20 protein-coding genes are annotated in these 22,044 nt (G+C 69.6%); 15 read left to right on the top strand and 5 right to left on the bottom strand.

Annotated features, from left to right (window positions below):
- Positions 1 to 124: 124 nt before the first annotated feature.
- Positions 125 to 1,114, bottom strand: coding sequence for an NADP-dependent oxidoreductase (locus tag BOX37_RS31415; RefSeq protein WP_071930771.1), 990 nt, complete (start codon positions 1,112 to 1,114; stop codon positions 125 to 127).
- A gap of 261 nt (positions 1,115 to 1,375) precedes the next feature.
- Between BOX37_RS31415 and clpB the strand changes: the two genes are divergently transcribed.
- The 11 genes from clpB to BOX37_RS31360 all read left to right on the top strand — a co-directional run bounded on the left by clpB (position 1,376) and on the right by BOX37_RS31360 (position 12,837).
- A complete protein-coding gene (gene clpB / locus BOX37_RS31410) occupies positions 1,376 to 3,949 on the top strand; it encodes an ATP-dependent chaperone ClpB (protein ID WP_071930770.1) in 2,574 nt (857 codons plus the stop codon).
- A gap of 62 nt (positions 3,950 to 4,011) precedes the next feature.
- Entirely contained in the window at positions 4,012 to 4,800 is a 789-nt protein-coding gene (locus BOX37_RS31405; protein ID WP_071930769.1) for a DUF5666 domain-containing protein, read from the top strand.
- A 68-nt stretch (positions 4,801 to 4,868) separates the two neighbouring features.
- Complete coding sequence (locus BOX37_RS31400) at positions 4,869 to 6,092, top strand: type III secretion system chaperone family protein (RefSeq protein WP_240505126.1); 1,224 nt, start codon at positions 4,869 to 4,871, stop codon at positions 6,090 to 6,092.
- Positions 6,093 to 6,150: 58 nt separating this feature from the next.
- Positions 6,151 to 6,957, top strand: coding sequence for an SDR family NAD(P)-dependent oxidoreductase (locus BOX37_RS31395; RefSeq protein WP_071930767.1), 807 nt, complete (start codon positions 6,151 to 6,153; stop codon positions 6,955 to 6,957).
- Positions 6,958 to 6,960: 3 nt separating this feature from the next.
- Complete coding sequence (gene pyrE / locus BOX37_RS31390; protein ID WP_071930766.1) at positions 6,961 to 7,524, top strand: orotate phosphoribosyltransferase; 564 nt, start codon at positions 6,961 to 6,963, stop codon at positions 7,522 to 7,524.
- Positions 7,525 to 7,592: 68 nt separating this feature from the next.
- Positions 7,593 to 8,651 (top strand): beta-ketoacyl-ACP synthase 3, encoded by a 1,059-nt coding sequence (locus tag BOX37_RS31385; protein ID WP_071930765.1) that lies wholly within the window; start codon positions 7,593 to 7,595, stop codon positions 8,649 to 8,651.
- Between the two features lies 1 nt (position 8,652).
- Entirely contained in the window at positions 8,653 to 9,336 is a 684-nt protein-coding gene (locus tag BOX37_RS31380; protein WP_071930764.1) for a lysoplasmalogenase, read from the top strand.
- 170 nt (positions 9,337 to 9,506) lie between these two features.
- Positions 9,507 to 10,466 (top strand): alpha/beta fold hydrolase, encoded by a 960-nt coding sequence (locus BOX37_RS31375; RefSeq protein WP_071930763.1) that lies wholly within the window; start codon positions 9,507 to 9,509, stop codon positions 10,464 to 10,466.
- 127 nt (positions 10,467 to 10,593) lie between these two features.
- Positions 10,594 to 10,899 carry a hypothetical protein gene (locus BOX37_RS31370; protein WP_071930762.1) on the top strand — a complete coding sequence of 102 codons (306 nt, stop codon included), beginning with the start codon at positions 10,594 to 10,596 and terminating at the stop codon, positions 10,897 to 10,899.
- Positions 10,896 to 11,579, top strand: coding sequence for a TrmH family RNA methyltransferase (locus tag BOX37_RS31365; protein ID WP_071930761.1), 684 nt, complete (start codon positions 10,896 to 10,898; stop codon positions 11,577 to 11,579). Before BOX37_RS31370 ends, BOX37_RS31365 begins: the two co-directional genes overlap by 4 nt.
- A 169-nt stretch (positions 11,580 to 11,748) precedes the next feature.
- Entirely contained in the window at positions 11,749 to 12,837 is a 1,089-nt protein-coding gene (locus BOX37_RS31360; RefSeq protein WP_071932045.1) for a glycoside hydrolase family 76 protein, read from the top strand.
- Between the two features lie 3 nt (positions 12,838 to 12,840).
- Here BOX37_RS31360 and BOX37_RS31355 read toward each other — a convergent pair whose 3' ends face one another.
- Positions 12,841 to 13,512 carry a DedA family protein gene (locus tag BOX37_RS31355; RefSeq protein ID WP_071932044.1) on the bottom strand — a complete coding sequence of 224 codons (672 nt, stop codon included), beginning with the start codon at positions 13,510 to 13,512 and terminating at the stop codon, positions 12,841 to 12,843.
- Between the two features lie 257 nt (positions 13,513 to 13,769).
- Here BOX37_RS31355 and fbaA point away from each other — a divergent pair, with 257 nt between their 5' ends.
- Together fbaA and BOX37_RS31345 are read left to right on the top strand one after the other, a co-directional pair.
- Positions 13,770 to 14,807, top strand: a complete 1,038-nt coding sequence (gene fbaA, locus BOX37_RS31350) for a class II fructose-bisphosphate aldolase (RefSeq protein WP_071930760.1) — start codon at positions 13,770 to 13,772, stop codon at positions 14,805 to 14,807.
- Between the two features lie 35 nt (positions 14,808 to 14,842).
- Positions 14,843 to 15,961, top strand: a complete 1,119-nt coding sequence (locus BOX37_RS31345) for a BTAD domain-containing putative transcriptional regulator (RefSeq protein ID WP_071930759.1) — start codon at positions 14,843 to 14,845, stop codon at positions 15,959 to 15,961.
- A gap of 49 nt (positions 15,962 to 16,010) precedes the next feature.
- On the opposite strand, the gene BOX37_RS31340 is transcribed toward BOX37_RS31345, so the two are convergent.
- From BOX37_RS31340 to BOX37_RS31330, 3 genes are all read right to left on the bottom strand, one after another.
- A complete protein-coding gene (locus BOX37_RS31340; RefSeq protein ID WP_071930758.1) occupies positions 16,011 to 17,069 on the bottom strand; it encodes a fused (3R)-hydroxyacyl-ACP dehydratase subunits HadA/HadB in 1,059 nt (352 codons plus the stop codon).
- 94 nt (positions 17,070 to 17,163) lie between these two features.
- Complete coding sequence (locus BOX37_RS35665) at positions 17,164 to 17,682, bottom strand: Rv0361 family membrane protein (protein ID WP_156910644.1); 519 nt, start codon at positions 17,680 to 17,682, stop codon at positions 17,164 to 17,166.
- A gap of 1,589 nt (positions 17,683 to 19,271) precedes the next feature.
- Positions 19,272 to 19,895, bottom strand: a complete 624-nt coding sequence (locus BOX37_RS31330) for a hypothetical protein (protein WP_156910643.1) — start codon at positions 19,893 to 19,895, stop codon at positions 19,272 to 19,274.
- Positions 19,896 to 20,414: 519 nt separating this feature from the next.
- On the opposite strand from BOX37_RS31330, the gene BOX37_RS31325 reads away from it, so the two are divergent.
- Positions 20,415 to 20,849, top strand: coding sequence for a DUF3151 domain-containing protein (locus BOX37_RS31325; RefSeq protein WP_071930756.1), 435 nt, complete (start codon positions 20,415 to 20,417; stop codon positions 20,847 to 20,849).
- A gap of 25 nt (positions 20,850 to 20,874) precedes the next feature.
- Entirely contained in the window at positions 20,875 to 22,041 is a 1,167-nt protein-coding gene (locus BOX37_RS31320; RefSeq protein WP_084760440.1) for an FUSC family protein, read from the top strand.
- Positions 22,042 to 22,044: the final 3 nt, after the last annotated feature.

Below are 22,044 nucleotides of genomic sequence, written 5' to 3'. Positions count from 1 at the left end.
CCTGTTTCGTACCCAGGCCGTTCGGTGAGTTGGCGCTCGCCGGGCGGCCGTTCTTGTTCGTGTGACGCTACACACTGCCCGGCCACCGAGCAACCCGCTGACGTCGGGTGATGTGCAGGACGAATCAGATTGCCAGGACGGTCTTTCCGCGCGCGCTGCCCGCGCCGAGGACGGCGGGGGCAGCGTCGAGGGGGACGGTCATCTGGACCGGGACGACGACATCGCCTGCGGTCACCCGGGTGAGGAGGCGCGCGAGTTCTGCGGAGCGGCCTTTGGATTCGAAATTTCCGCCGGTGATCTCGCGCTCGCGCAGGGCGTTCTCGTCGGCGCCCCAGGTGATGGAGTAGGCGTGGCCGCCGCGGCGGACGAGGGTGGCGTGGCTGGCGAAATCGGCTGGGCCGCTGACCAGGTCGAAGAGGACGTCGATGCCGTCCGGGTGGGTGAAGCGGACCGCGTCGGTGACGTTGGAGTCGCGGTAGCCGACCGGGTCCGGGTCGACGACGTGGGGGTCGGCCGGGCGGGCCCGGGTGTAATCGATGGTCTCGGCGGCACCCAGGCGCGCGACCTGATCGGCGGCATCGCCACGAGCGGTGGCGATCACGTGGGCGCCCGCGATGTTGGCCAGCTGCACCAGAAACGAGCCGACCCCACCGGTGGCGCCGACGATGAGCACCTTCTGATCGGGCTGGATGTGCGCCGCGTCGACCAGATCCTGCGCGGTGACCCCCGCGGTCGGCAGTGCGGCGGCCGCGACGGTGGTGACCCCGTCCGGAATCGGCACGAGCGTCGCGTCCTCGGGGACGGTCGCGTACTGCGCCCAACTGCCGTGCCCCGCGGGCGCCGTCAAGAACTTCCCGACCACCTTGTCGCCCACCGCGAACTTCGTGACCCCGGCCCCGACCGCCGACACCGCGCCCGCCCCGTCCACCCCGAGAATCATCGGGAAGTCCGTCGGCATCTTCCCCTCGAGCAACCCATCGGCCATCTTCAGATCGAACGGGTTGACCCCCGCCGCGTCCAACGCCACCTGCACCTCACCCGGCCCGGCCGTCGGCACCGGCACATCGGCCAACTCGGGGGTGGCGCCGAACTTCTGAACCACGATCGCGCGCATGGCGATGAACTCCTCGTATTCGGGGGTGAGCCGGCCACCGCAATCCTAGGCGGATAGCCGTCCGACATGCAGTGATTGATCGTCTTCGGTGGTGTCGCGGCGTACCGTGAGCACAAACACGAAGCCCGCGAAAAAAGATAGAGTTGAGCGGAACAGACTCAACTTATAGAACGTTGACAACAACGAAGACCAACCCCGCACCCGCGACCCCTCGGGACCGCGACGCGAGCGCGCCAGCGCTCCAGACAACACAGGAGATTCGTGGACTCGTTCAATCCCACCACCAAGACTCAGGCGGCGCTGACCGCCGCTCTTCAGGCCGCGTCGGCGGCGGGCAATCCGGAGATCCGTCCGGCGCACTTGCTGGTGGCGTTGCTGGATCAGACCGATGGCATCGCCGCCCCGCTGCTGAAGGCCATCGGCGTCGATCCGGCGACAGTCGAGCGCGAGGCCGGTGACATCGTCGACAGGTTGCCGCGCGCGACCGGCGCCACCACCACCCCGCAGCTGGGCCGCGAGGCGCTGGCGGCGATCACCGCTGCCCAGCGGCTGTCCACCGAACTCGGTGATGAGTACGTCTCGACCGAGAACCTGCTGGTCGGGCTCGCCCAGGGCGATGCCGAGGTGGCCAAGCTGCTGCGCTCCCACGGCGCCACCCCCGAGGCGCTGCGCGACGCGTTCACGAAGGTGCGTGGCAGCGCCCGGGTCACCAATCCCGATCCCGAGGCCAGCTACCAGGCGCTGGAGAAGTACTCCACCGACCTCACCGAGGCCGCCCGCGCGGGCAAGCTCGACCCGGTGATCGGCCGCGACACCGAGATCCGCCGGGTCGTGCAGGTGCTCTCGCGCCGCACCAAGAACAACCCGGTGCTCATCGGCGAACCCGGTGTCGGCAAGACCGCCATCGTCGAGGGCCTGGCGCGCCGGATCATCGAGGGCGATGTCCCGGAGTCGTTGCGCGACAAGAAGGTTGTCTCGCTGGACCTGGGCGCGATGGTCGCCGGCGCGAAATACCGCGGCGAGTTCGAGGAGCGGCTCAAGGCCGTCCTCGACGACATCAAGAACAGCGCGGGCGAGATCATCACCTTCATCGATGAGCTGCACACCATCGTCGGGGCGGGCGGCACGGGCGATTCGGCGATGGACGCGGGCAACATGATCAAGCCGCTGCTGGCCCGCGGTGAGCTGCGCTTGGTCGGCGCCACCACCCTCGACGAGTATCGCAAGTACATCGAGAAGGACGCGGCGCTGGAACGGCGCTTCCAGCAGGTCCTGGTCGGCGAGCCGACGGTGGCCGACACGATCGGCATCCTGCGCGGCATCAAGGAGCGCTACGAAGTGCACCACGGTGTGCGCATCACCGACTCCGCGCTGGTGGCCGCCGCTACGTTGTCGGACCGCTACATCACCTCCCGCTTCCTGCCGGACAAGGCGATCGACCTGATCGACGAGTCGGCCTCGCGCCTGCGGATGGAGATCGACTCGCGACCGGTCGAGATCGACGAGGTGGAACGCGCGGTGCGTCGCCTCGAGATCGAGGAAGTCGCCTTGGCGAAGGAAACCGACGAGGGTTCCAAACAGCGTCTGGAGAAGCTGCGTCAGGAACTGGCCGACGATCGCGAGAAGCTCGGTCAGCTCACCACCCGCTGGCAGAACGAGAAGAACGCCATCGATTCGGTGCGCGGGCTCAAGGAGCAGCTCGAAACGCTGCGCGGCGAGTCCGAACGTGCCGAGCGCGACGGCGATCTGGGCAAGGCCGCCGAACTGCGCTACGGCCGGATTCCCGTGCTGGAGAAGGAGCTCGAGGCGGCGGAGGAGGTCAGCGGCGCGGCCTCCGACGGTGAGGTGATGCTCAACGAGGAGGTCACTCCCGACGACATCGCCGATGTCGTCTCGGCGTGGACCGGCGTGCCGGTCGGCCGGATGCTCGAGGGCGAGACCGCCAAGCTGCTCCGGATGGAGTCCGAGGTCGCCGGGCGTGTCGTCGGTCAGGAGGAAGCCGTGCAGGCGGTGTCGGACGCGGTGCGCCGGGCGCGCGCCGGTGTCGCCGACCCGAATCGGCCGACGGGTTCGTTCCTGTTCGTCGGCCCGACCGGCGTGGGCAAGACCGAGCTGGCGAAATCGCTGGCGGACTTCCTGTTCGCCGACGAACGCGCCATGGTCCGCATCGACATGAGCGAGTACAGCGAGAAGCACTCGGTGGCTCGCCTGGTCGGCGCGCCGCCCGGATATGTCGGCTACGACCAGGGTGGTCAGCTCACCGAGGCGGTGCGCAGGCGGCCGTATTCGGTGGTGCTGTTCGACGAGATCGAGAAGGCGCACCCGGACGTGTTCGACATCCTGCTGCAGGTGCTCGACGAGGGCCGCCTGACCGACAGTCAGGGCCGCACAGTCGATTTCCGCAACACCATCCTGATCCTCACCTCCAATCTCGGCGCCGGTGGCGACCGCGACCAGGTGATGGACGCGGTGCGGCGGGCGTTCAAGCCGGAGTTCATCAACCGGCTCGACGACGTGGTGATGTTCCACGCGCTCGACGCCAAGCAGTTGGAATCGATCGTCGACATCAACCTGCGACAGCTGCAGAAGCGGCTCGCCCAGCGGCGACTGACCCTCGACGTGAGCGAGGAGGCCAAGCAGTGGCTGGCCGTGCGCGGCTACGACCCCGCCTACGGCGCGCGCCCGCTGCGCAGGCTGATCCAGCAGGCCATCGGTGACAGCCTGGCCAAAGAACTGCTCTCCGGCGCGGTCGCCGACGGTGACACGGTGACGGTGCGTGTGGACGACGCGACCGACAAGCTGGTCGTCGAACCCGAGGTTGTCCACAGCTCGTGATTTATCCACAGCCCGGTGCGTAGGGGCCTCCCAAACGCACCGGGCTGTCCTACGCTGGGGTCATGACGAACCCGAACGATCCGTGGGGGCAACGCCCGGAGGATTCGCCGACCGAACGGTTGGGTTCGCCGGGCACGGAATCGACCAAGCCGTACGGTGGCGGCGGATTCGACGAGTGGGGGCAACCGTCGAATCCGACCCGGGCACTGCCGCCGCACGACGCGCAATGGGGTGCCTATGAGAGTGGTTATCCCGTAGAACAGCCACCATCTCCGCAGCAACCTCCGCCCGGCTACGGGCACGGCTATCCGGGCGTGCCGCCGCCGGGTTACCCACCGCGACCGCAGGACGGTGACCAGGGCGAACCGCCGAAGCGTCACACCGGTTTGTGGATCATGCTCGGTCTGGCGGTACTGGCGCTGATCGCTGTCGCCGGTGTGCTGGGCGGGCTGGTGCTCGGCATCGGCGACTCCGGCGACGACAACACGGCAGCACCGCCGCCGAGCAGTGTGCTGCTGCCCCCGCCGGTCACTCAGCAGCCCTCGCCGAACGTGCCGCCGGACACCAGCGGCCTGCCCGGCTTGCCCGGGCTCGGCGGCGGCGATGATCTCGGCGCGACCATGGGCAGCATCACCGCCAACACCGGCTCCGAGATCACCATGAGCACCCTCGGCGGGTCCACCGTGCGGGTGCTGATCGACGATGCCACTCAGGTGATCTCGCTGACCAGCACGAAGGCGGCCGAACTGCCCGTCGGCGACATGGTTATGGTGCAGGGCGACAAGAACCCAGACGGGTCGATCCACGCCAAGATCATCATCAGTACGGCGTTACCGGGCGGCCCCCGATGAGCGACCCGCGCGTCGAATCCCCGGTGCTACCGGGCAATCACGGCGACGGCTGGATAGGCTAGGCGACGATGACGGCTATGTGGTTCGGGTTGGCGGCGATCGCACTCGTGGGTGCGGTCGTACTGCTGTATTTCGATCGGGTCCAGCGACAGCGGACCGGGCACGCCCGCCAGGTGTGGGCGAAGTCCCAGGGCTACACCTATGTGTCGGTGGAGCCCGCGCTCGCCTCGACGTGGCGTCGTGGCGCCCTGGCCAAACTCGGCTATCTCTCGGCGGTCGACGTGGTCTCCGGCATTCGCAAGGGCGAGAAATTCGTGCTCTTCGATCTGGAGGACGCGGCGACCCTGGTGGCCGTGCGCCGCCAGATCGGCTCCGAGATCGATGTCGACATGCGGCTCAAGACCGCCTCGCCGCCCAAGGACCACGATCTGGAATTGCTCGGCGCCATCGGTGACCGGGTCGTGTTCGCTACCGACCCCGAGATCGCCCGCCACGCGGTGGATCAGCGGATGGTCGGCTTCATCGAGTCGCTGTCGGACACCGTGCAGATGCTGTGGAGCGAGGGCAACTGGACCCTCGGCATGCTCCCCATCGGCAGCGGACCCAAGGACTGGGAAACCACGATCGACGCGGTCCTTCGCCTGTCCGGCCTGCTGCACGTGCTGCCGCCGGTGGCCGAGCCGAGCGAATACACCCGCCCGCGTTCGAGTTCCGACCTGCCACCGCAGGCCACGGGTTTCCGCGCCGAGTACGAAGACGACGACCGCGACGGGTTCGGTGCCACCCGCCCCAGCGCCGCCGAGGTCGAGGAGCGTGGCCGTGCCCGCTTCCCGGGCCCCGACGAACTGGACGACTTCGACGACGAACCGTCGCCCGGTCGCCGTGGCCCCGCTGACGACTTCGACGACGAATCGATGTTCAGTCGCCGTGGCCCCGCCCCGGCCACCGACCTCGACGACGAACCGCCGTTCGGTCGTGGTCCGGCCCGCGCCTCGGCCGCCGAGCCCGACGACTACGAGTTCGACGAGCGCGCCCCGATCGGGCGCACCGCGTCCTACCCGCCCGACTTCGATCCCGACCTCGACGATCCCGAGTTCGAGGACCAGCCCGCGCCCGGTCGCCGCCCACTCGGCGAGCCGCCGCGTCGCCCGTCGCTGGCCGTGGTCCCGGAGCCGCGCCCCCGCGTCGAACCGCCGCGCCCGGTCGGTGCGGAGGACGACGAGGACTCCGACCAACCCGGCGGGCCGTTCCACCCCGGCTTCCGCCCGTACCAGGGCCCCGTCCCGAAGTGATCCCGTGCCGCGGTGAACATCGCCGCGGCATTTTCCCGTCGACCGGAATCGACCAGCGATGACCCATAGTTCCTCGCGCCTGCCCGGCGCGCTCCGCCCCGTCGCCATGATCACCGGACCGACGTCCGGGATCGGGCGTGGCTTCGCCCACCGTCTCGCCGCCCTCGGCTACGACCTGGTCCTCGTCGCCAGGAACGAGCAGCGCCTGCGCGCGCTCGCCGACGAGCTCGGGCGTCGTTACGCCACCTCCGCCGAGGTGCTCGTCGCCGATCTCGCCGCCGACGACGACCGCGCCCGGGTCGCCGACCGGGCCGCCGCGGGCATCCAGTTCCTGGTCAACAACGCGGGTTTCGCGCACTCGGGGGAGTTCTGGACGCTGGAACCGGCCGAGCTGCAGGCCCAGCTCGATGTCAACGTCACCTCGGTGCTGCAACTGACCAGGGCCGCGCTGCCGTCGATGATCGCCGCGGCCTCCGGTTCGATCGTGAACGTGGCCAGTGTGGCCGGGTTGATCCCCGGACGGGGGTCGACCTATTCGGCCTCCAAGGCCTACGTCGTATCCTTCTCGGAAGGGTTGGCGGGTGGATTGGCGGGCACCGGAGTCCGCGTCCAGGCGCTGTGCCCCGGGTTCGTGCACACCGAGTTCCACGAGCGCGCAGGCATCGAGATGAGTTCGGTGCCCAAGCGCCTGTGGCTCGACGTCGACCAGGTCGTCGACGGGTGCTTGCAAGATCTGGACTCCGGTCGGGTGATCAGCGTGCCCGGCGTGCAGTACAAGGTGCTCACCGCGGTGGCGGGCTTCGTCCCGCGAACCCTGGTGACCCGCTTGAATCGCGGTCTGTTCAACGCACGCGGAAGGACATAATTGATGATCGACCAGGCACGTCAGGCGCTCACGACCGCCGATCGCGACCAGCTGGCCGCGCTCGTGCGCGAGCTCGCGGTCGTGCACGGCCAGGTGACGCTGTCCTCGGGCAAGGAGGCCGACTACTACGTCGACCTGCGCCGCGCGACACTGCACCACCAGGCCGCCCCGCTGATCGGCTCGCTGCTGCGCGAGCTGGTCGCCGACTGGGACTTCGAGTCCGTCGGCGGGCTCACCATGGGCGCCGATCCGGTCGCGATGGCCGTGATGCACGCTCCCGGCCGTCCGATCGACGCGTTCGTGGTGCGCAAGGCGGCCAAGGCGCACGGCATGCAGCGCCAGATCGAGGGCCCCAATGTCGTCGGCAAGCGGGTGCTGGTCGTCGAGGACACCACCACCACCGGCAACTCGCCGCTCACCGCGGTGCGCGCGCTGCGCGACGCGGGCGCGATCGTGGTCGGGGTCGCCACAGTGGTCGACCGGGAAACCGGTGCTGACCAGGTCATCGCTGCCGAGGGGCTGGAATATCGATCCATCCTCGGGCTCGACGACCTCGCCCTGAGCTAGCCTGAACAGCGCCGAACGCGGACGACGACGTGGTCGTCCGGAAAGTCTGAAGGACGTGTGAGTCACCTGTGGTGAGCATTGCAGTTAACAAAGGTCGCGACAATGTTGCGATGCTCGGGATCGGTGCCTACCGTCCGCAGCGCATCGTCAGCAATGCCGAGGTGTGCGAGGTACTCGACTCCACGCCCGAGTGGATCTTCGAGCGCACCGGTATCCACAACCGCCGGTGGATCAGCGGGGACGAGACGATCCGTTCCATCGCCGCCGCCGCCGGTGAGCGCGCGCTGACGAACACTCCGATCGAGCGCGCCCAGATCGGCGCGGTCATCCTGTGCACCTCGAGCTGGCTCAAGCTCACCCCGCACGGTGCGCCGTCGGTGGCGTCGGACCTCGGCCTCAACGGCGTGGCGGCTTTCGACCTCACCTCCGGCTGCGGCGGTTTCGGCTACGGGCTCGGCGTCGCCGCCGACCTGATCCGGGCCGGTTCGGCCGAATACATCCTGGTGATCGGCGCCGAGACGATGACCGTCGGCCTCGATCCGACCGATCGCGGCACCGCGATGATCTTCGGTGACGGCGCGGGCGCTGTCGTCGTCGGCCCGGCCGAGGAGAACGGCATCTCGCCGACGGTCTGGGGCAGCGACGGCGAGAACGCCGAGGCCATCGCCCAGGACGTCGACTTCCTGTCCTACATGAACAAGGCGCAGGCGTTGCAGGGCACCGACCCCGAGGTCGAGCCGATCGGCCGGATGTCGCTGCACATGGCGGGCCCGAAGGTCTTCCGCTGGGCCGCGGTCACCCTCCCGCGCGCGCTCTCGGCCGCGCTGGACGCCTCCGGTGTGGCCAAGGAGGATATCGAGATCTTCGTCCCGCACCAGGCCAATGCCCGGATCAACGAGCTGATGAAGAAGAACCTCGGCCTGGCCGACGGCATCCCGATGGCCAACGACATCGAGAACACCGGCAACACCTCGGCCGCCTCGATTCCGCTGGCCATGGAGGAAATGCTGGTGACCGGCAAGGCCAAGGGCGGCCAGCTCGCGCTGCTGCTCGGCTTCGGCGCCGGACTGAGCTACGCGGGCCAGGTCGTCACCCTGCCGCCCGCCCCGAAGGAACCGAGCTTCTGACGTGCGTGCGCTTCGCGCCGGATATCTCGCGGCCGCGGCGGTCACCGTTTTCGGTGCCGTCACCGGCCGCGAGCGGCTCCAACGGGTGGCCAAGCCACTGCTGATGCCCCTGCTGGCCGCCGACACCGTGACCAGCGGAGTCGAGCTCGACCCGGTCGAACGCCGGATCCTGCTCGGCTCGCTCGCGGCGGCCACCGTTGGTGACGTGCTGCTGATCGATCCCGACGACGACCGCCGCCTCATCGCGGGCGCCTCGTCGTTCGCGGTGATGCAGACCGGCTACTCGATCCTGTGGTGGCGCCGCGGCGCCCGTCCGCGCCCCGAGATCGCCGCGCCCCGGCTGCTGGCCTGGGCGGGGGCGGCCGGTCTGCTGCGCGCCAAGGCACCGGTTCTTGCCCTCCCGCTGACCGCCTACGGCGCCACCCTGGGCACGGCGGCCACCCTGGCCTCCGACCCTGCTCTGGCGCCTGGGGCGAAAAACGTTGCGGGACTGAACATTCCGAACAGCGACCCACGCAGCAGGTACGGCCTCGGCGCGCTGCTGTTCACGGTGTCCGACGGATTGATCGTGCTGCGGCGCCTGTTCGCCCGCGAGGAACGCACCCGCCGCGTCACCGAGGGCGTCATCCTGGCGACCTACGCCGCCGCCCAGTACCTCCTCACTGAGCCGCCTCCCCGAGATTAGGGCCAGGCCCTGGCGGAGGGCGTTGGGCTGGCGCCTTGCGTGGTGTGATGGTCGAGTTCGCCCGTTCCCGGCGAGTTACCCATGTGCTCGCGAGATCAGTGATGCAGCGTGTCACAGACGTCTAACCTGGTTGACCCGGTGGGGCAACACCCGCGGCGCACGCTTCGGAGATGACCGGGGAAGTGCAGTTCATCGAGGTGCACGGGTATCGCCGTGCTTATCGGATGGCGGGGTCGGGGCCGCCGCTGTTGCTGATCCACGGGATCACCGACAGCTCGGGGACCTGGGCGCCGGTCTTCGACGCGCTGGCCGAGCACTACACCGTCATCGCGCCCGACCTGCTCGGTCACGGTGAATCCGACAAGCCCCGCGCCGACTACGCGGTGGCGGCCTACGCGAACGGGATGCGCGATCTGCTCAGCGTGCTCGGCATCGACCGGATCTCCGTGGTCGGCCATTCGCTGGGCGGCGGCGTCGCGATGCAGTTCGCCTACCAGTTCCCGGAGAAGGTGGAGCGGATCGCGCTGGTCTGTCCGGCGGGTATGGGGGCAGGTGTGCACCCCGCGTTCCGGCTCGCGACCCTGGCCGGTGCCGGTCCGGCGCTGATGGCGATCACCAGCTGGCCGGTGCGCACCGCGGTGCGCACCTCGATTCCGCTGGTGACGGCGCTGGGCGGGCTCGGTCTCGGTCCCGACGCCGAATACGTGCTCCGCCTCTACGGCCAGCTCGCCGAGCCCGGTGCGCGCAACGCGTTCCTGCGCACCATCCGCGCGGCCGCCGACCGTCGCGGCCAGACCATCACCATGCTCGACCGCGGCTACCTGGCCGCGCACCTGCCGACGCTGGTCATCGGCGGCACCCGCGACACGGTGATCCCGTCCGGGCACGCGGGTCGCGCACATCGCGCCTTCCCCGGCAGCCGGATCGAGATCTTCGACGGCGCTGGACATTTCCCGCATCACTACGACCCTGACCGGTTCGTGAAGCTGATGCGCACCTTCATCGAGGACACCGAGCCGGCCGTCTTCGACCCGCTGCGCTGGCAGCGGACCCTGCGCCGCGGCCTCCCGATCGTCGCGCTGCCGACAACCGGCCCCGCGCCCTCGGTGCCGCTCAGAGAACCAGGATGATCCGGATCAGCGGTTCGTGGGCGGACATCACGTCGACGACGATCCGGCCGCGACGGCTCCGCGCGCGTCGAGCCCTGCCGTCGCAGGGTAGATCGCGCGGTCGGCCGGTGCGGCTACGATTCGGGCCATGAGCAGTCCGCCCCCTTATGGCTATCCCGTCTACGCCAAGCCGCCAGATCACCCCGAAGCCACCACGGTGTTGGTCATGGGCGCCCTCGGCGTGGGGTTCTGTGGTTTCTGTGCGCCGTTCGCCTGGTTCAAGGGTCGCCGGGTTCTGGCGGAGATCGACGCGTCCGGCGGACAGGTCGGTGGCCGGTCGGCGGCGAACGCGGGCTACATCATGGGCCTCATCGGCACCATCTTGCTCGGGGTCACCCTGCTCTTCTCGCTCCTGGCGGTGGCGCTGGTGGTCATGGGGGCATTCTCGGCGTGAGTGAGCCAGTGGAATCGCCCGAGGTGCCCGGCCCTGGGCCAACTGAATGGGGCGAGCATCCGCACGGGCTCGGTCCGTGGGCGCAGGAATACGGCACCCCGGCCCCCGACGACGAGCGCTACGACCAGGTGCTGCTGGCCGAGGGCGACCGCCGCAACGTCGTCGACGCGTACCGGTACTGGTCCCGCGAGGCGATCGTCGCCGATATCGACGCGCGGCGGTTCCCGTTCCACGTGGCCATCGAGAACTTCGGCCACGACGCCAATATCGGCACGGTCGTGCGCACCGCCAACGCCTTCGCGGCCGCGGCGGTGCACATCGTCGGCAAGCGGCGCTGGAACCGCCGTGGGGCCATGGTGACCGATCGCTACCAACATCTGGTGCACCACACCGACCTGGCCGAGCTGCGCGCGTTCGCCGCCGACGCGGGACTCACCGTCGTCGCGGTCGACAATGTGCCCGGCGCGGTCCCGCTGGAGACCGCGCAACTGCCGCGCGAATGCCTGCTGCTGTTCGGGCAGGAGGGGCCCGGTGTCAGTGATGACGCGAAAAGCGCGGCGGCACTGACTGTTTCGATCGCCCAGTTCGGTTCGACACGCAGTATCAACGCCGGTGTCGCCGCCGGAATCGCCATGCACGCCTGGATTCGGCAACACGCGGATCTGTCCCTGGCCTGGTAGTTTTCCGCGTGCCGAAAACCACGATGTCGAATCGGTAACAGAACGGGCGCGGAAAAGGGGTCGGGACTGGCACGATGGACCCATGACCTCGCCCAGGGGACGGCGCCCACAGCCCGTAGATCGCGCCGGAGCCGTGCCGACTCCGGCGCTGTGGTCCGAGCGCGCCGACATGGCCGAGTCCGCGATCATCTCCCGGCACCTGCGCACGCTGTGGGGTTGTCCCGGAACGGAATTGGGTGTCGTCGGCTGGCCGGCCACCCGGCGCGAGCGGGCGTTCGTGAGCTGGCACTACTGGTGGCAGGCGCATCTGCTCGACGTCGCGATCGACGCGGCCAATCGGGTGCCCACCCCCGCGCGGCGCAGGCGGATCGGCGCCATCGCCCGCGCCCACCGGATGCGCAACATCACCGGCTGGACCAATCGGTACTACGACGACATGGCCTGGCTGGCGATCGCCCTGGAACGCGCCGAGCGCACCCAGGAGCTCACCGAGGCTCGCCGCGGCCTCGTCGCCCTCGAGCAGCAGCTCCACGGCGCGTGGGATCCCGAGACCGGCGGCGGTATCCCGTGGCGGGTCAGGTCGGATTTCTTCAACGCACCGGCCAACGGGCCAGCGGGTATCGCGCTGTTGCGGCTGGGCCGGGTCGAGCGGGCCCAGGAGATGGCCGACTGGCTCGACGCCACCCTGCGCGATCCCGAAACCGGGCTGATCCTCGACGGCATCCACCTGCCCTCCGGCGAGATCGAGCGCCCGGTGTTCAGCTACTGCCAGGGTGTGGTGCTCGGGCTCGAAGCCGAGCTGGCCGTGCACACCGACGACGACCGGCACGCCGAACGGGTCAGCAGCCTGTTGGCCGCGGTGGACGAGCACATGACCAAGCGGCTGGTGATCGCCGGCGGCGGTGGTGGCGACGGCGGTCTGTTCAACGGCATCCTGGCGCGCTACCTCGCGGTGGTCGCGCTGATGCTGCCCGGGGAGGGCAAACGGCAGGAAGCCGACCGGCGCCTGGCCGCCGCCATCGTGAAGGCCTCGGCCACCGCCGCCTGGGCCAACCGGCTCGAGGTCGAGGGCGAGCCGCTGTTCGGGTACGACTGGAGCAAACCGGCGCGACTACCCGGCGGCACGGCCGGTGCGGGCAAGTTCACCACGGGCGGCTCGGTGACGGCCTCGGCGGTGCCCGAGCGCGACCTGTCCGTGCAACTGTCGGGCTGGATGCTGATGGAAGCCGCCTACCAGGTCACCGCAGCGGGGCTGTGAGCCTCAGCGCTCGGCTTCGCTCGGTACGCCCGGCGCGTGCTCGAGGTCGAAGTCTTCGGCCGGCCGCGCCATCTCCTGGCGGTATTGCCGGATGCCGAGGATCGTGCCGATGACCAACCCCACGATCAGAATCCCGACCACCGCGGGCAGCAACCACGGCACCCGCTGGAGGAACCCGCCGGCGTAATAGCCGATGAGCAGCAGGACCGGCGCCCAGATGATCGCGCCCAGCGTGCTGGCGATCGTGTAGCGGCGGTGGTCCATCCCGGCGGCGCCCGCGACCATCGGGCACAGCGTGCGCACCCAGGGAATCCAGCGAGCCACCAGCACCGCGAAGAACCCGTGCCGTTCCAGCAGCGCGGTCACCTTGGCCAGGTTCTCGGTGTTGATGTACCGGCCGTTCTTGCGCGCGACCAGATGATGGCCGGTGCGCTGGCCGATCGCATAGCCCACCTGGTTACCCACGATCGCGGCCACCATCGCACCCACCGACAATCCCCACACCAGGGTCTCGCCGCTGCCATGGGAGGCGAGCACGATGCCCGCGGTGATCAGCATCGAATCGCCGGGCAGGAACAACCCGATGATGAACGCGCACTCGAGGAAGACGAACACGAGCACGATCGTGCAGACCAGCGCGGGTCCTGCCGAGATCAGTGGATCGAAAGTACCCATGGCCAGGGTCGACGGTACCGCGGTCACTACGATCAGCGCGCCTCGTTCGCCGAGGCGGCCCGCATCGAGGCCACGTCGCTCGTCATCGCATCGGATACCGCCAGCAAAGTCACGGGCACCACAGTACCGGTCGATCCTGTGACGCGAGTGGTGTGCGGTGGTCTGGGCGCGACCGGGTGCACCAGCTCTCGTCTTCTAAATTAGGGTGTGGCCTGACAGAATTGGTTTTTCGCTCCCCACAGACGGAGGTCACTGCTGTGCCTATCGCGACTCCGGAGGTCTACGCCGAGATGCTCGGCCGGGCCAAGGCGCACTCGTTCGCATTCCCGGCTATCAACTGCACTTCGTCGGAGACGATCAACGCCGCCATCAAGGGCTTCGCGGACGCGGGCAGTGACGGCATCATCCAGTTCTCGACCGGTGGCGCCGAGTTCGGTTCCGGCCTCGGTGTGAAGGACATGGTCACCGGCGCGGTGGCGCTGGCCGAGTTCGCGCACGTGGTCGCGGCCCGCTACGACGTGACGATCGCGCTGCACACCGATCACTGCCCCAAGGACAAGCTGGACACCTACGTGCGCCCGCTGCTCGCGATCTCCCAGGAGCGCGTGAACAACGGCCAGCACCCGCTGTTCCAGTCGCACATGTGGGACGGCTCGGCCATCCCGATCGACGAGAACCTCGAGATCGCCAAGAAGCTGCTCGAGCTCTCGCGGGCCGCCAACATCATCCTCGAGGTCGAGATCGGCGTCGTCGGCGGTGAAGAAGACGGTGTCGAGGCCGAGATCGACGACAAGCTCTACACCACGCCCGAGGACTTCGAGAAGACCATCGAGGCGCTGGGCGCGGGCGAGAACGGCAAGTACCTGCTGGCCGCCACGTTCGGCAACGTGCACGGCGTGTACAAGCCGGGCAACGTGGTGCTGCGGCCCGAGGTGCTGGCCGAGGGGCAGCGTGTCGCCGCCGCCAAGCTGGGTCTCGGCGAGGACGCGCAGCCGTTCGACTTCGTCTTCCACGGTGGTTCGGGCTCGCTGAAGTCCGAGATCGAGGACTCGCTGCGTTTCGGTGTGGTGAAGATGAACGTCGACACCGACACCCAGTACGCCTTCACCCGTCCGGTCGCCGGTCACATGTTCAGCAACTACGACGGTGTGCTGAAGATCGACGGCGAGGTCGGCAACAAGAAGGTCTACGACCCGCGCAGCTACCTCAAGAAGGCCGAGACCTCGATGGCCGCGCGCGTCGTCGAGGCCTGCAACGATCTGAAGTCGGCCGGTCGTTCCGTCAGCGGTTCCTGATCGGCTTTTCGCAACAATCAACGGGGCCCGAGCTCATGAGTCTTGATGTCCGTGTGCTCGGGCCCGTTCGACTGCTGGTCGGCGGTGAGCCGGTGGCGGTCGGCGGGCCCAAGCCGCGAGCTCTGCTTGCCGCGCTCACCGTCAACCGACGGCGCGCGGTGTCTTCGGCTGTGCTCGCGGAGATGGTGTGGAACGAGGATCCGCCGGATTCCTACGCCGCCAGCCTGCAGGTGTTCGTCTCCAATATCCGCAAGGCGATGCGCAACGCCGGCATCGACTCGGCGCAGGTGCTGCGCACCGAGGGCGCCGGCTACCGGCTCGAAATCCCCGATACCGCTTGCGACCTCGGTCGTTTCGAGAACGCGCGCGAAGCCGGGTCGCGGTGCCTGGACCTGGGCGACCATCCCGGCGCGGCCAATCTGTTCGGCGCGGCGCTGCGAGAATGGACCGGGCGGGCGCTGGCCGATCTGGCCGGTCTGCAGTTCGCCGACAGTTTCGCGACCGCGATGAACGAGGAGCGGCTGCTCGCCGCCTCCGCGCGGGTGGACGCGGAGATCGCCTGCGGGCGAGCTTCTTCGGTGATCGGCGAGCTGGTCTCGATGACCAACGAGCATCCGCTGCGCGAGCCGCTGTGGGGGCAGTTGATCACCGCGCTGTACCTGTCCGGTCGACAGGCCGACGCGCTGGAAGCCTGTCGGCGGGTGCGGTCGGTGCTGGCCGAGGAGCTCGGCATCGATCCGGGGCCCGCGCTGATCGAGCTGGAGCAGCGGGTGCTGCGTCAGGAGCCGCTGAATGTGGTGGCGGCCAAGCGATCCGAGCAGTTGGCTGCCGCGATGACCGAGACGGTCACCGAGGTGCCGCGCTCGATCCGCAACGGGAATCTGCGGTTCACCGACGGGCGGACCATTCCGATTCCGCACGGCGGGATCAGGATCGGGCGGATGACCGACAACGAACTGGTCCTCGACGATCCGAAGGCCAGCCGCTACCATGCGCACATCATGCCCAGCCGGGCCGGGCTGCTGATCAAGGATCTGCACTCGGCCAACGGGGTCTATGTGAACGAGTTGCCGATCGATTCGGGTGCGCTGCTGGCGGACGGCGATGCCATCCGGATCGGGGGAACGGTGCTGACCTTCATCGCGGTGAGCTAGGAAGAATCCGACCAGGCCAGAGGTTTCGCGAGAAGCCTGACTCGCGGGGTCAGGTCAACCGGATCTCGGCGACGGCGCGGCCGAAGAGCTTGCGTCCCTCAGAGATTCCGCTGAGCAGCACCGTGGCGGCGCGGCGGTCGGTGTCGATCGACTTGATCTTGCCGGAGAACTGGATCTCGCCCGCTTCGGTGGGCGGCACGGGGACGAAGCCGGAGAAACGGACGGCCAGCTTCTCGATGGCGGTGGGGTCGCCGAGCCAGTCGGTGAGATACTGGGCGGCCAGGCCCATGGTGAGCAGGCCGTGCGCGACGACAGTGGGCAGGCCGGCGAGTTCGGCCGCGCGATCGCTGAAGTGGATCGGGTTCGGGTCGCCGGAAACACCCGCGTAATTGGCCAGGTCACCGCGGGTCAGGCGGGCGGCGCCGACGGGCAGCTCGCCACCCTTGACCAGTGCGTCGAACTCGGGGGTGGTGTGCACGGGGACGAACTCGCGCGGGGGAGCGACGGGGGCGGGGCCGGTGCGGCGGATCAGTACGTCGGTGGTGTCGATCCCGGCGACTGTCGCGGGGCGCGGATGCATGCTGATGTTCTCGACGGCGTCGACGATGTTCGGGTCGATCTCCACACCGCGGCGGGCCACGATGGTGGTGGTGCCCTGCACCGCGATCTCCCGGTGCTGGTTGATCAGCTTGAATCCGACGTTGATGAAGTCGTTGTCGCCGAACTGGCGGATCGACTCGATCTCGATCTCGGTGCTGATCCGGTCACCGGCCAGCATCGGCCGGAACACCTCGAAGACCTGGTCGGTCTGCAGCACCTGTGACAGGTCGTACTCGGTGAGGACGGTGTCCAGCAGTGCCCGGGTGGCGCTCATGCCGATCACCGACGCGAAGGTCGGCGGGGCGATCACACCCTCGTAGCCGAGTTTGCGCGCGTCGACTTCCTGCTGGTGGGCGGGGTGCGTGTTCTGCACGGCCCTGGCGAATTCGCGGATCTTCTCGCGGCCGACCTCATAGTGGTCGCGGAAGCCGAAGCGCTGGCCGGCCAGCGACGCATCCGGGACCACAGCTTCGATGTCCGGCTGCGACGCTGTCTGTTCCCTGCTCATGATCCGGAAAATAATACTGGTCACCTATTCAGATCACCAGTTGTGTGTGACCCGTCATACCAGACAGGGTGTCCGATATGACGGGTCGGTCGGGTCAGGGCGTGGTGCCGGTGGGGTCGCAGACCTTCCACTCACCGTCGGTGCGCTCCAGGTCGAACGTGCGCGCGGTCTGCTCCGGGTCGCTCTCGGTGAAGACCGTGGCCTCGGCCAGGGCGGTGTCGCCGGTGATCCGCACCGCGTCCACACTCGCGACGATCGGCAGCGAACCCTCCTCGGTCGAGAGCTGATGCACGCCGTTGAATTCCTCGGTGGTGAGGTCCTGGTAGAACTCGTTCAGCTGCCCGCACGTGCTCGACCGCAAGGCCTCGAGATCGCCGCCGCGCAGCGCGTCGGTGTACTCGCCGATCGCGGTCCGCACCTGTCCCTCCGGCGAATTGTCCCCACCGGTCATCAGCGCCACCACGGTCGCGATCAGCGCGAGCACCAACACCGCGGCCGCACCCACCGCCCACACCCACCGCTTCGACCGCTTCGGCCCGGGGGCATCCGGCCCACCGACCTGCGGCGCTTCGATCCGCTGCGGCGGCGCCACCTGCCGCTGCCGCTCCGCCACCTGCTCGGCGGGCCGAGTCGGCTGAATATCAGCGGGCGAGGGCGCCGACGCCGACTGTCGCGGCGGTCCGGCCGGCCCCGGCTGCGACGAAGGCAGAGTCTCGTCGAACCCGGGGCCGTGTGGTCCCTGTGGACCAGCCGGCCCTTGCGGCGCCCCTGGCCCGTGCGGCCCACCTTGCTGCCCCGCCTGCCGAGGTCCGACGGGGCCCCGCGGCGTATTCGGCGGCGGAGTCACCGCAGGCCGACCTCCCACCGGAGGCACCACCCGATCCGTGCCCCGCTGGACGGGAAACGCCGTGGTCGGCGCATCCGCCGGATTCACGACCCGCATCGCCACGGTCTGATCCTCGGACCCGGGAGCGCTGTCCCCAGTCGCCTTCTTCGCGAGCCCGGCCGCGCCCATGGCACCGGCTGCGCCTGGCGCACCGCCCCTACCGTCGCTCGGGTTGTCCGCGACATCGGTCGCGCCGTCCGAACGCTGCGCGGCTTCCGAAAGGTCAGGGCCGTGCGTTGCAGCCGAAGTGGCGCCACCGTGGGCGGCGTCGGCGACGGGCTCCGCAGAGAAGTCAGTGGCCGATTGGCCGGGGGGCCCGTCAGCGGTTGAAGACTGCGTGGTCGCGTTGCCACCTCGCACGCCCGTCGCGGCTTCGCTGTCGGGCCGGCTCCCGCTCGCGGTGCCCGAAACGTCGTCGGTATCCGCGCTGGCGGTTCCCTTCTCGGCTGCCGACGAGGGTGCTGCCGCTGCGCCGACCGCCGCACCCGTTGTGTCGAACTTCGGGGACTTCTCGGAGGACGGGCCCTCGGCCTGGTTCATGCCGACGGTCGGAACTTCCTCCGGTGCCGCCTTCGACTGACCGCTGGAGAACTTCACGGTGCTGTCCTCGGCTGAATCACCCTGTGCCGCACCGGGTTGCCGTCCGGGGATGGACATCGCCGTGGTCGGCGCGTCCGGGCCGGTGATATCGGGAGCCCCCCGGCCGTCCTGCGCGGATCGCTCGCCACCCGGCAGCCCCTTCGACAATCCCGCCAACGGGGAAGCCGCACCAGCGGACTCGGCCGCTGCCTCTTGTTCACCGGCGAACCGCTCGTTCGGGTGACGGGTGCCCGCGCTCGAAGCTCCTCCGCCCTGCTGCGCGCCGGGGTGACCAGCGCTCGGGGCCGAAGGCGCAGAAGTCTGCTGCCCGCCAAACGAATCGGCCGCTGACCCACCCGCCGGGGGTCCACCGGGAGTGCTGCCCGGACGGGCATTGCCCTGTTGCCCGGCGCGAGGATCAACGCCTTCCTGCGAGGGCTGGGGTTCTCCGGGGGTGGTACTCGGCCGGGCCGGTCCGGGTCCGTACCCGGGATCACCGTCCGGATGCGGTCCGCCGGTCCCCGAAGTCTGCTGTCCACCAGCGACATTGCCGCCCTGCGCGCCAGCGACATGGCCGCCTTGGCCCGCGACGGCACTGCCGCCCTGACCTGCTGCACCTGGCGAATTGCGTGGGCCGGGCCCGAAGCCGGGCCCACCGGTGGCGTGAGGGCCCTCAGGGGCAGGTCCACGACCCGGAAGTTGTTGTCCGCCAGGTTCTTGCGCAGCGCCAGGTGCGTTCACCGGACGTCCGGCGCGCTGAGGCCCGTAGCCGGGACCACCGGCAGGTCGTTGCCCACCCGCCATGCCCGGTCCGCCCGGTCCGCCCGGTCGCCCGGGCGGACCGGGAGTGCCCTGTCGGCCCGGCGCACCCGGTCCACCTGATGCATTCGGTCCGCCCGGCGCACCTGGTCTGCCTGGGTCGCCCGGTCGCCCGGAAGCACCCGGCGTACCAGGTGCACCCGGCCTGTTCGGCGCACCTGGCGCGCCCGGTCGACCGGGCGCAGAGCCAGGTTGCCCGCCGGGAACGGTGCCCGGTCGGCCGACGCCGCCCGGCCCGACGCGGGGAGGGCCGCCGCCCGGCGCGTTGCTCGGAAGTTGTTGTCCACCAGGCTCATACCCGGTGGGCTGCGCACCGCCTCGGCCGGGGGGCCGTTGTCCACCGCTCGCGGCCGCAGGCTGTCGGCCGGCCGCGCCGCCTTGGCCGGAGGGCTGATACCCCCCAGTCGCCGCGGACTGCGTGCCGGGCCCGCCCTGGCTCGAGATCCGTTGTCCACCAACTGATGCGGCACCGGGCGGCGCTCCGGGTCCGGCCTGGCTCGGGGGCCGAGGCGCGCCAGGCGCAGGCTGACCCCTCTGGCCACGGTCGTCATCGCCGCCCGACGCACCCGGGGACCTCACCGGCCCCTGCGGCGACCCGACGACTCCCGCACGCTGCTCGCCCTCCGGTGAAACCACGCTCGACGGTCGGGTCTCCTGATCGCCGGACACCGGTCCACCGGTCGAGGGTGTCTCGGGGCGGTCGCTCCGCCCCGGCAGCTCGTCACGCCGGATGACAACCGTGTCGCCCCCTGGCACGGTCGGATGACCCGGTTCGGTCACCGCCTCGGGCCTCGACTTCGGCGCGTCGGCAGGGGGCCCGGCCTCGCCGGTGTTCGACGAATCGGCGCCGCGCGGATCGGGGCGCTGCCCGGGCGCGCCGGGACTGGCAGGCTCGGCTGCCGGATTGTTCTCGTCGGTCGGGTCGGACACCTCTGTACCCCTCGCTCAGGCTCGAACGTTGCACTCTGCGGCCAGCCTAATGTGCCTCGCGCGGGGGAGTCCGCCGATCGCCGTGTGGCGGGCCGGGCGACGTCGTCGCACGGCTGGTGCACAATGAACCCATGACCTCCTTCGGTGACCTGCTCGGACCGCAGCCGGTCCTCCTTCCCGAACTGATCGACGCCGAAGACGCCATCGCGGCGGGCACCGACCCGGTCGAAGTCGCCGCGAAACATCCATCCGCGTCGGTGGCCTGGGCCCAGCTCGCCGAGGCCGCGCTCGACCGCGCCGCCGACGAGGTGAACCACGACACCGTCGCCGCCTACGCCTTCGCCCGCACCGGCTACCACCGCGGCCTCGATCTGCTGCGCCGCAACGGCTGGAAGGGTTTCGGTCCGGTCCCGTGGAGCCACGAACCGAACCAGGGTTTCCTGCGCAGCGTCGGCGCGCTGGCCAGGGCCGCCAAGACGATCGGCGAGACCGAGGAGTACGCCCGCTGCCTCGACCTGCTCGAGGACTGCGATCCGCGGGCCGCGACCGAACTCGGCCTGGATTGATCCAGCGGTCGGAACCGAGCCGTCGGTGAGCGATTCCCATCGCGTCGTCGCCGCGGCCTCACCGGTGGTCGCCGCGGCCAGGGTCGGCACCGCGGCGCGATTCAAAGCGTCCTCGGTGCGGCTTCGGCTCTCGGCGATTCCGATCCTCCAGTGCGCGCTCGGTGCCGCACTGGCGTGGTTCATCGCCCATGACATCGTCGGCCACCCCGACCCGTTCTTCGCCCCGACCGCCGCGGTGGTCTCGATCGGTGTGTCCTTCGGTGCGCGGATCAGGCGTTCGGTGGAGCTGGTGGTCGGCGTCGCTGTCGGCATCGGCATCGGCGACCTGTTCATCCTGCAGGTGGGTACGGGTGTCTGGCAGGTGGCGCTGGTCGTCGCCGGTGCGATGGCCTGCTCGGTCTTCCTCGACGGCGGCACCATCATCACGATGCAGGCCGCCGGTTCGGCGGTGCTCGTCTCCACCCTGAACCAGGAGGCCGGTGCGGGCCCGGCCCGCATGATCGACGCGCTGATCGGCGGACTCGTCGGCATCTTGATGGTCGCGGTGATCCCCCTGCACCCGGTGCGCCGGGCCCGCGAACACGCCGCCGACGTGCTCTCGGTGATGAACAAGTCCCTGATCGCCTGCGCGGACGGACTGCTCGAACAGGACTCGAACAAGGTGCGCGACGCCCTCTCGGCGGTGCGCGCCACCCAGAAACAGATCGACGCGCTGCGCTCGGCGCTGGAAGGCGGCCGTGAGATCAGCCGGATCTCCCCGCTGTACTGGAACTCGCGAAAACGCCTCGAACGCATCCATTCCGCGTCCGATCCACTGGACAACGCGGTCCGCAACACCCGGGTGCTGCTGCGCCGTTCACTCACCCTGGTCCGCGACGACGAGGTGCTCGATCCCCGCCTGATCGACCTGGTCAACCAGCTCGGCACCTCGGTCGAGGTGGTGCGCAAGATGATGCTGGCCGACCCCGGTGAACAGCCCGATCAGGCCGAGGCCACCCGTGGCCTGCGCAGCGTCGCCAAGAACGCCCGTCCCGAACTCGTCGCCGGAGCCGGGCTCTCGGCCCATGTGGTTTTCGCGCAGATCCGCTCGATTGTGGTGGATCTGATGGTGGTGTGCGGCATGCAGCGCATCTCGGCGATGGCCCTGCTGCCGCCCACCGTGCCCAATCCGTATGTGACGCCGCAGGAATGACCG

The organism is Nocardia mangyaensis, from assembly GCF_001886715.1.
GTDB classification, from domain to species: Bacteria; Actinomycetota; Actinomycetes; order Mycobacteriales; family Mycobacteriaceae; genus Nocardia; species Nocardia mangyaensis.
The sequence above is the reverse complement of the archived record's forward strand: the minus strand, read 5'-3'. Positions and strand labels throughout refer to the sequence as shown.

Bases quoted from the DNA above. Each gene is read 5' to 3' on its own strand.
- BOX37_RS31360 (WP_071932045.1), top strand. From the start codon at position 11,749: ATGGCCGAGTCCGCGATCATCTCCCGGCACCTGCGCACGCTGTGGGGT.
- BOX37_RS31375 (WP_071930763.1), top strand. From the start codon at position 9,507: ATGACCGGGGAAGTGCAGTTCATCGAGGTGCACGGGTATCGCCGTGCT.
- BOX37_RS31400 (WP_240505126.1), top strand. From the start codon at position 4,869: ATGACGGCTATGTGGTTCGGGTTGGCGGCGATCGCACTCGTGGGTGCG.
- BOX37_RS31405 (WP_071930769.1), top strand. From the start codon at position 4,012: ATGACGAACCCGAACGATCCGTGGGGGCAACGCCCGGAGGATTCGCCG.
- BOX37_RS31345 (WP_071930759.1), top strand. From the start codon at position 14,843: ATGAGTCTTGATGTCCGTGTGCTCGGGCCCGTTCGACTGCTGGTCGGC.
- BOX37_RS31325 (WP_071930756.1), top strand. From the start codon at position 20,415: ATGACCTCCTTCGGTGACCTGCTCGGACCGCAGCCGGTCCTCCTTCCC.
- BOX37_RS31340 (WP_071930758.1), bottom strand. From the start codon at position 17,069: ATGAGCAGGGAACAGACAGCGTCGCAGCCGGACATCGAAGCTGTGGTC.
- BOX37_RS31395 (WP_071930767.1), top strand. From the start codon at position 6,151: ATGACCCATAGTTCCTCGCGCCTGCCCGGCGCGCTCCGCCCCGTCGCC.
- BOX37_RS31370 (WP_071930762.1), top strand. From the start codon at position 10,594: ATGAGCAGTCCGCCCCCTTATGGCTATCCCGTCTACGCCAAGCCGCCA.
- pyrE (WP_071930766.1), top strand. From the start codon at position 6,961: ATGATCGACCAGGCACGTCAGGCGCTCACGACCGCCGATCGCGACCAG.
- BOX37_RS31355 (WP_071932044.1), bottom strand. From the start codon at position 13,512: ATGGGTACTTTCGATCCACTGATCTCGGCAGGACCCGCGCTGGTCTGC.
- BOX37_RS31415 (WP_071930771.1), bottom strand. From the start codon at position 1,114: ATGCGCGCGATCGTGGTTCAGAAGTTCGGCGCCACCCCCGAGTTGGCC.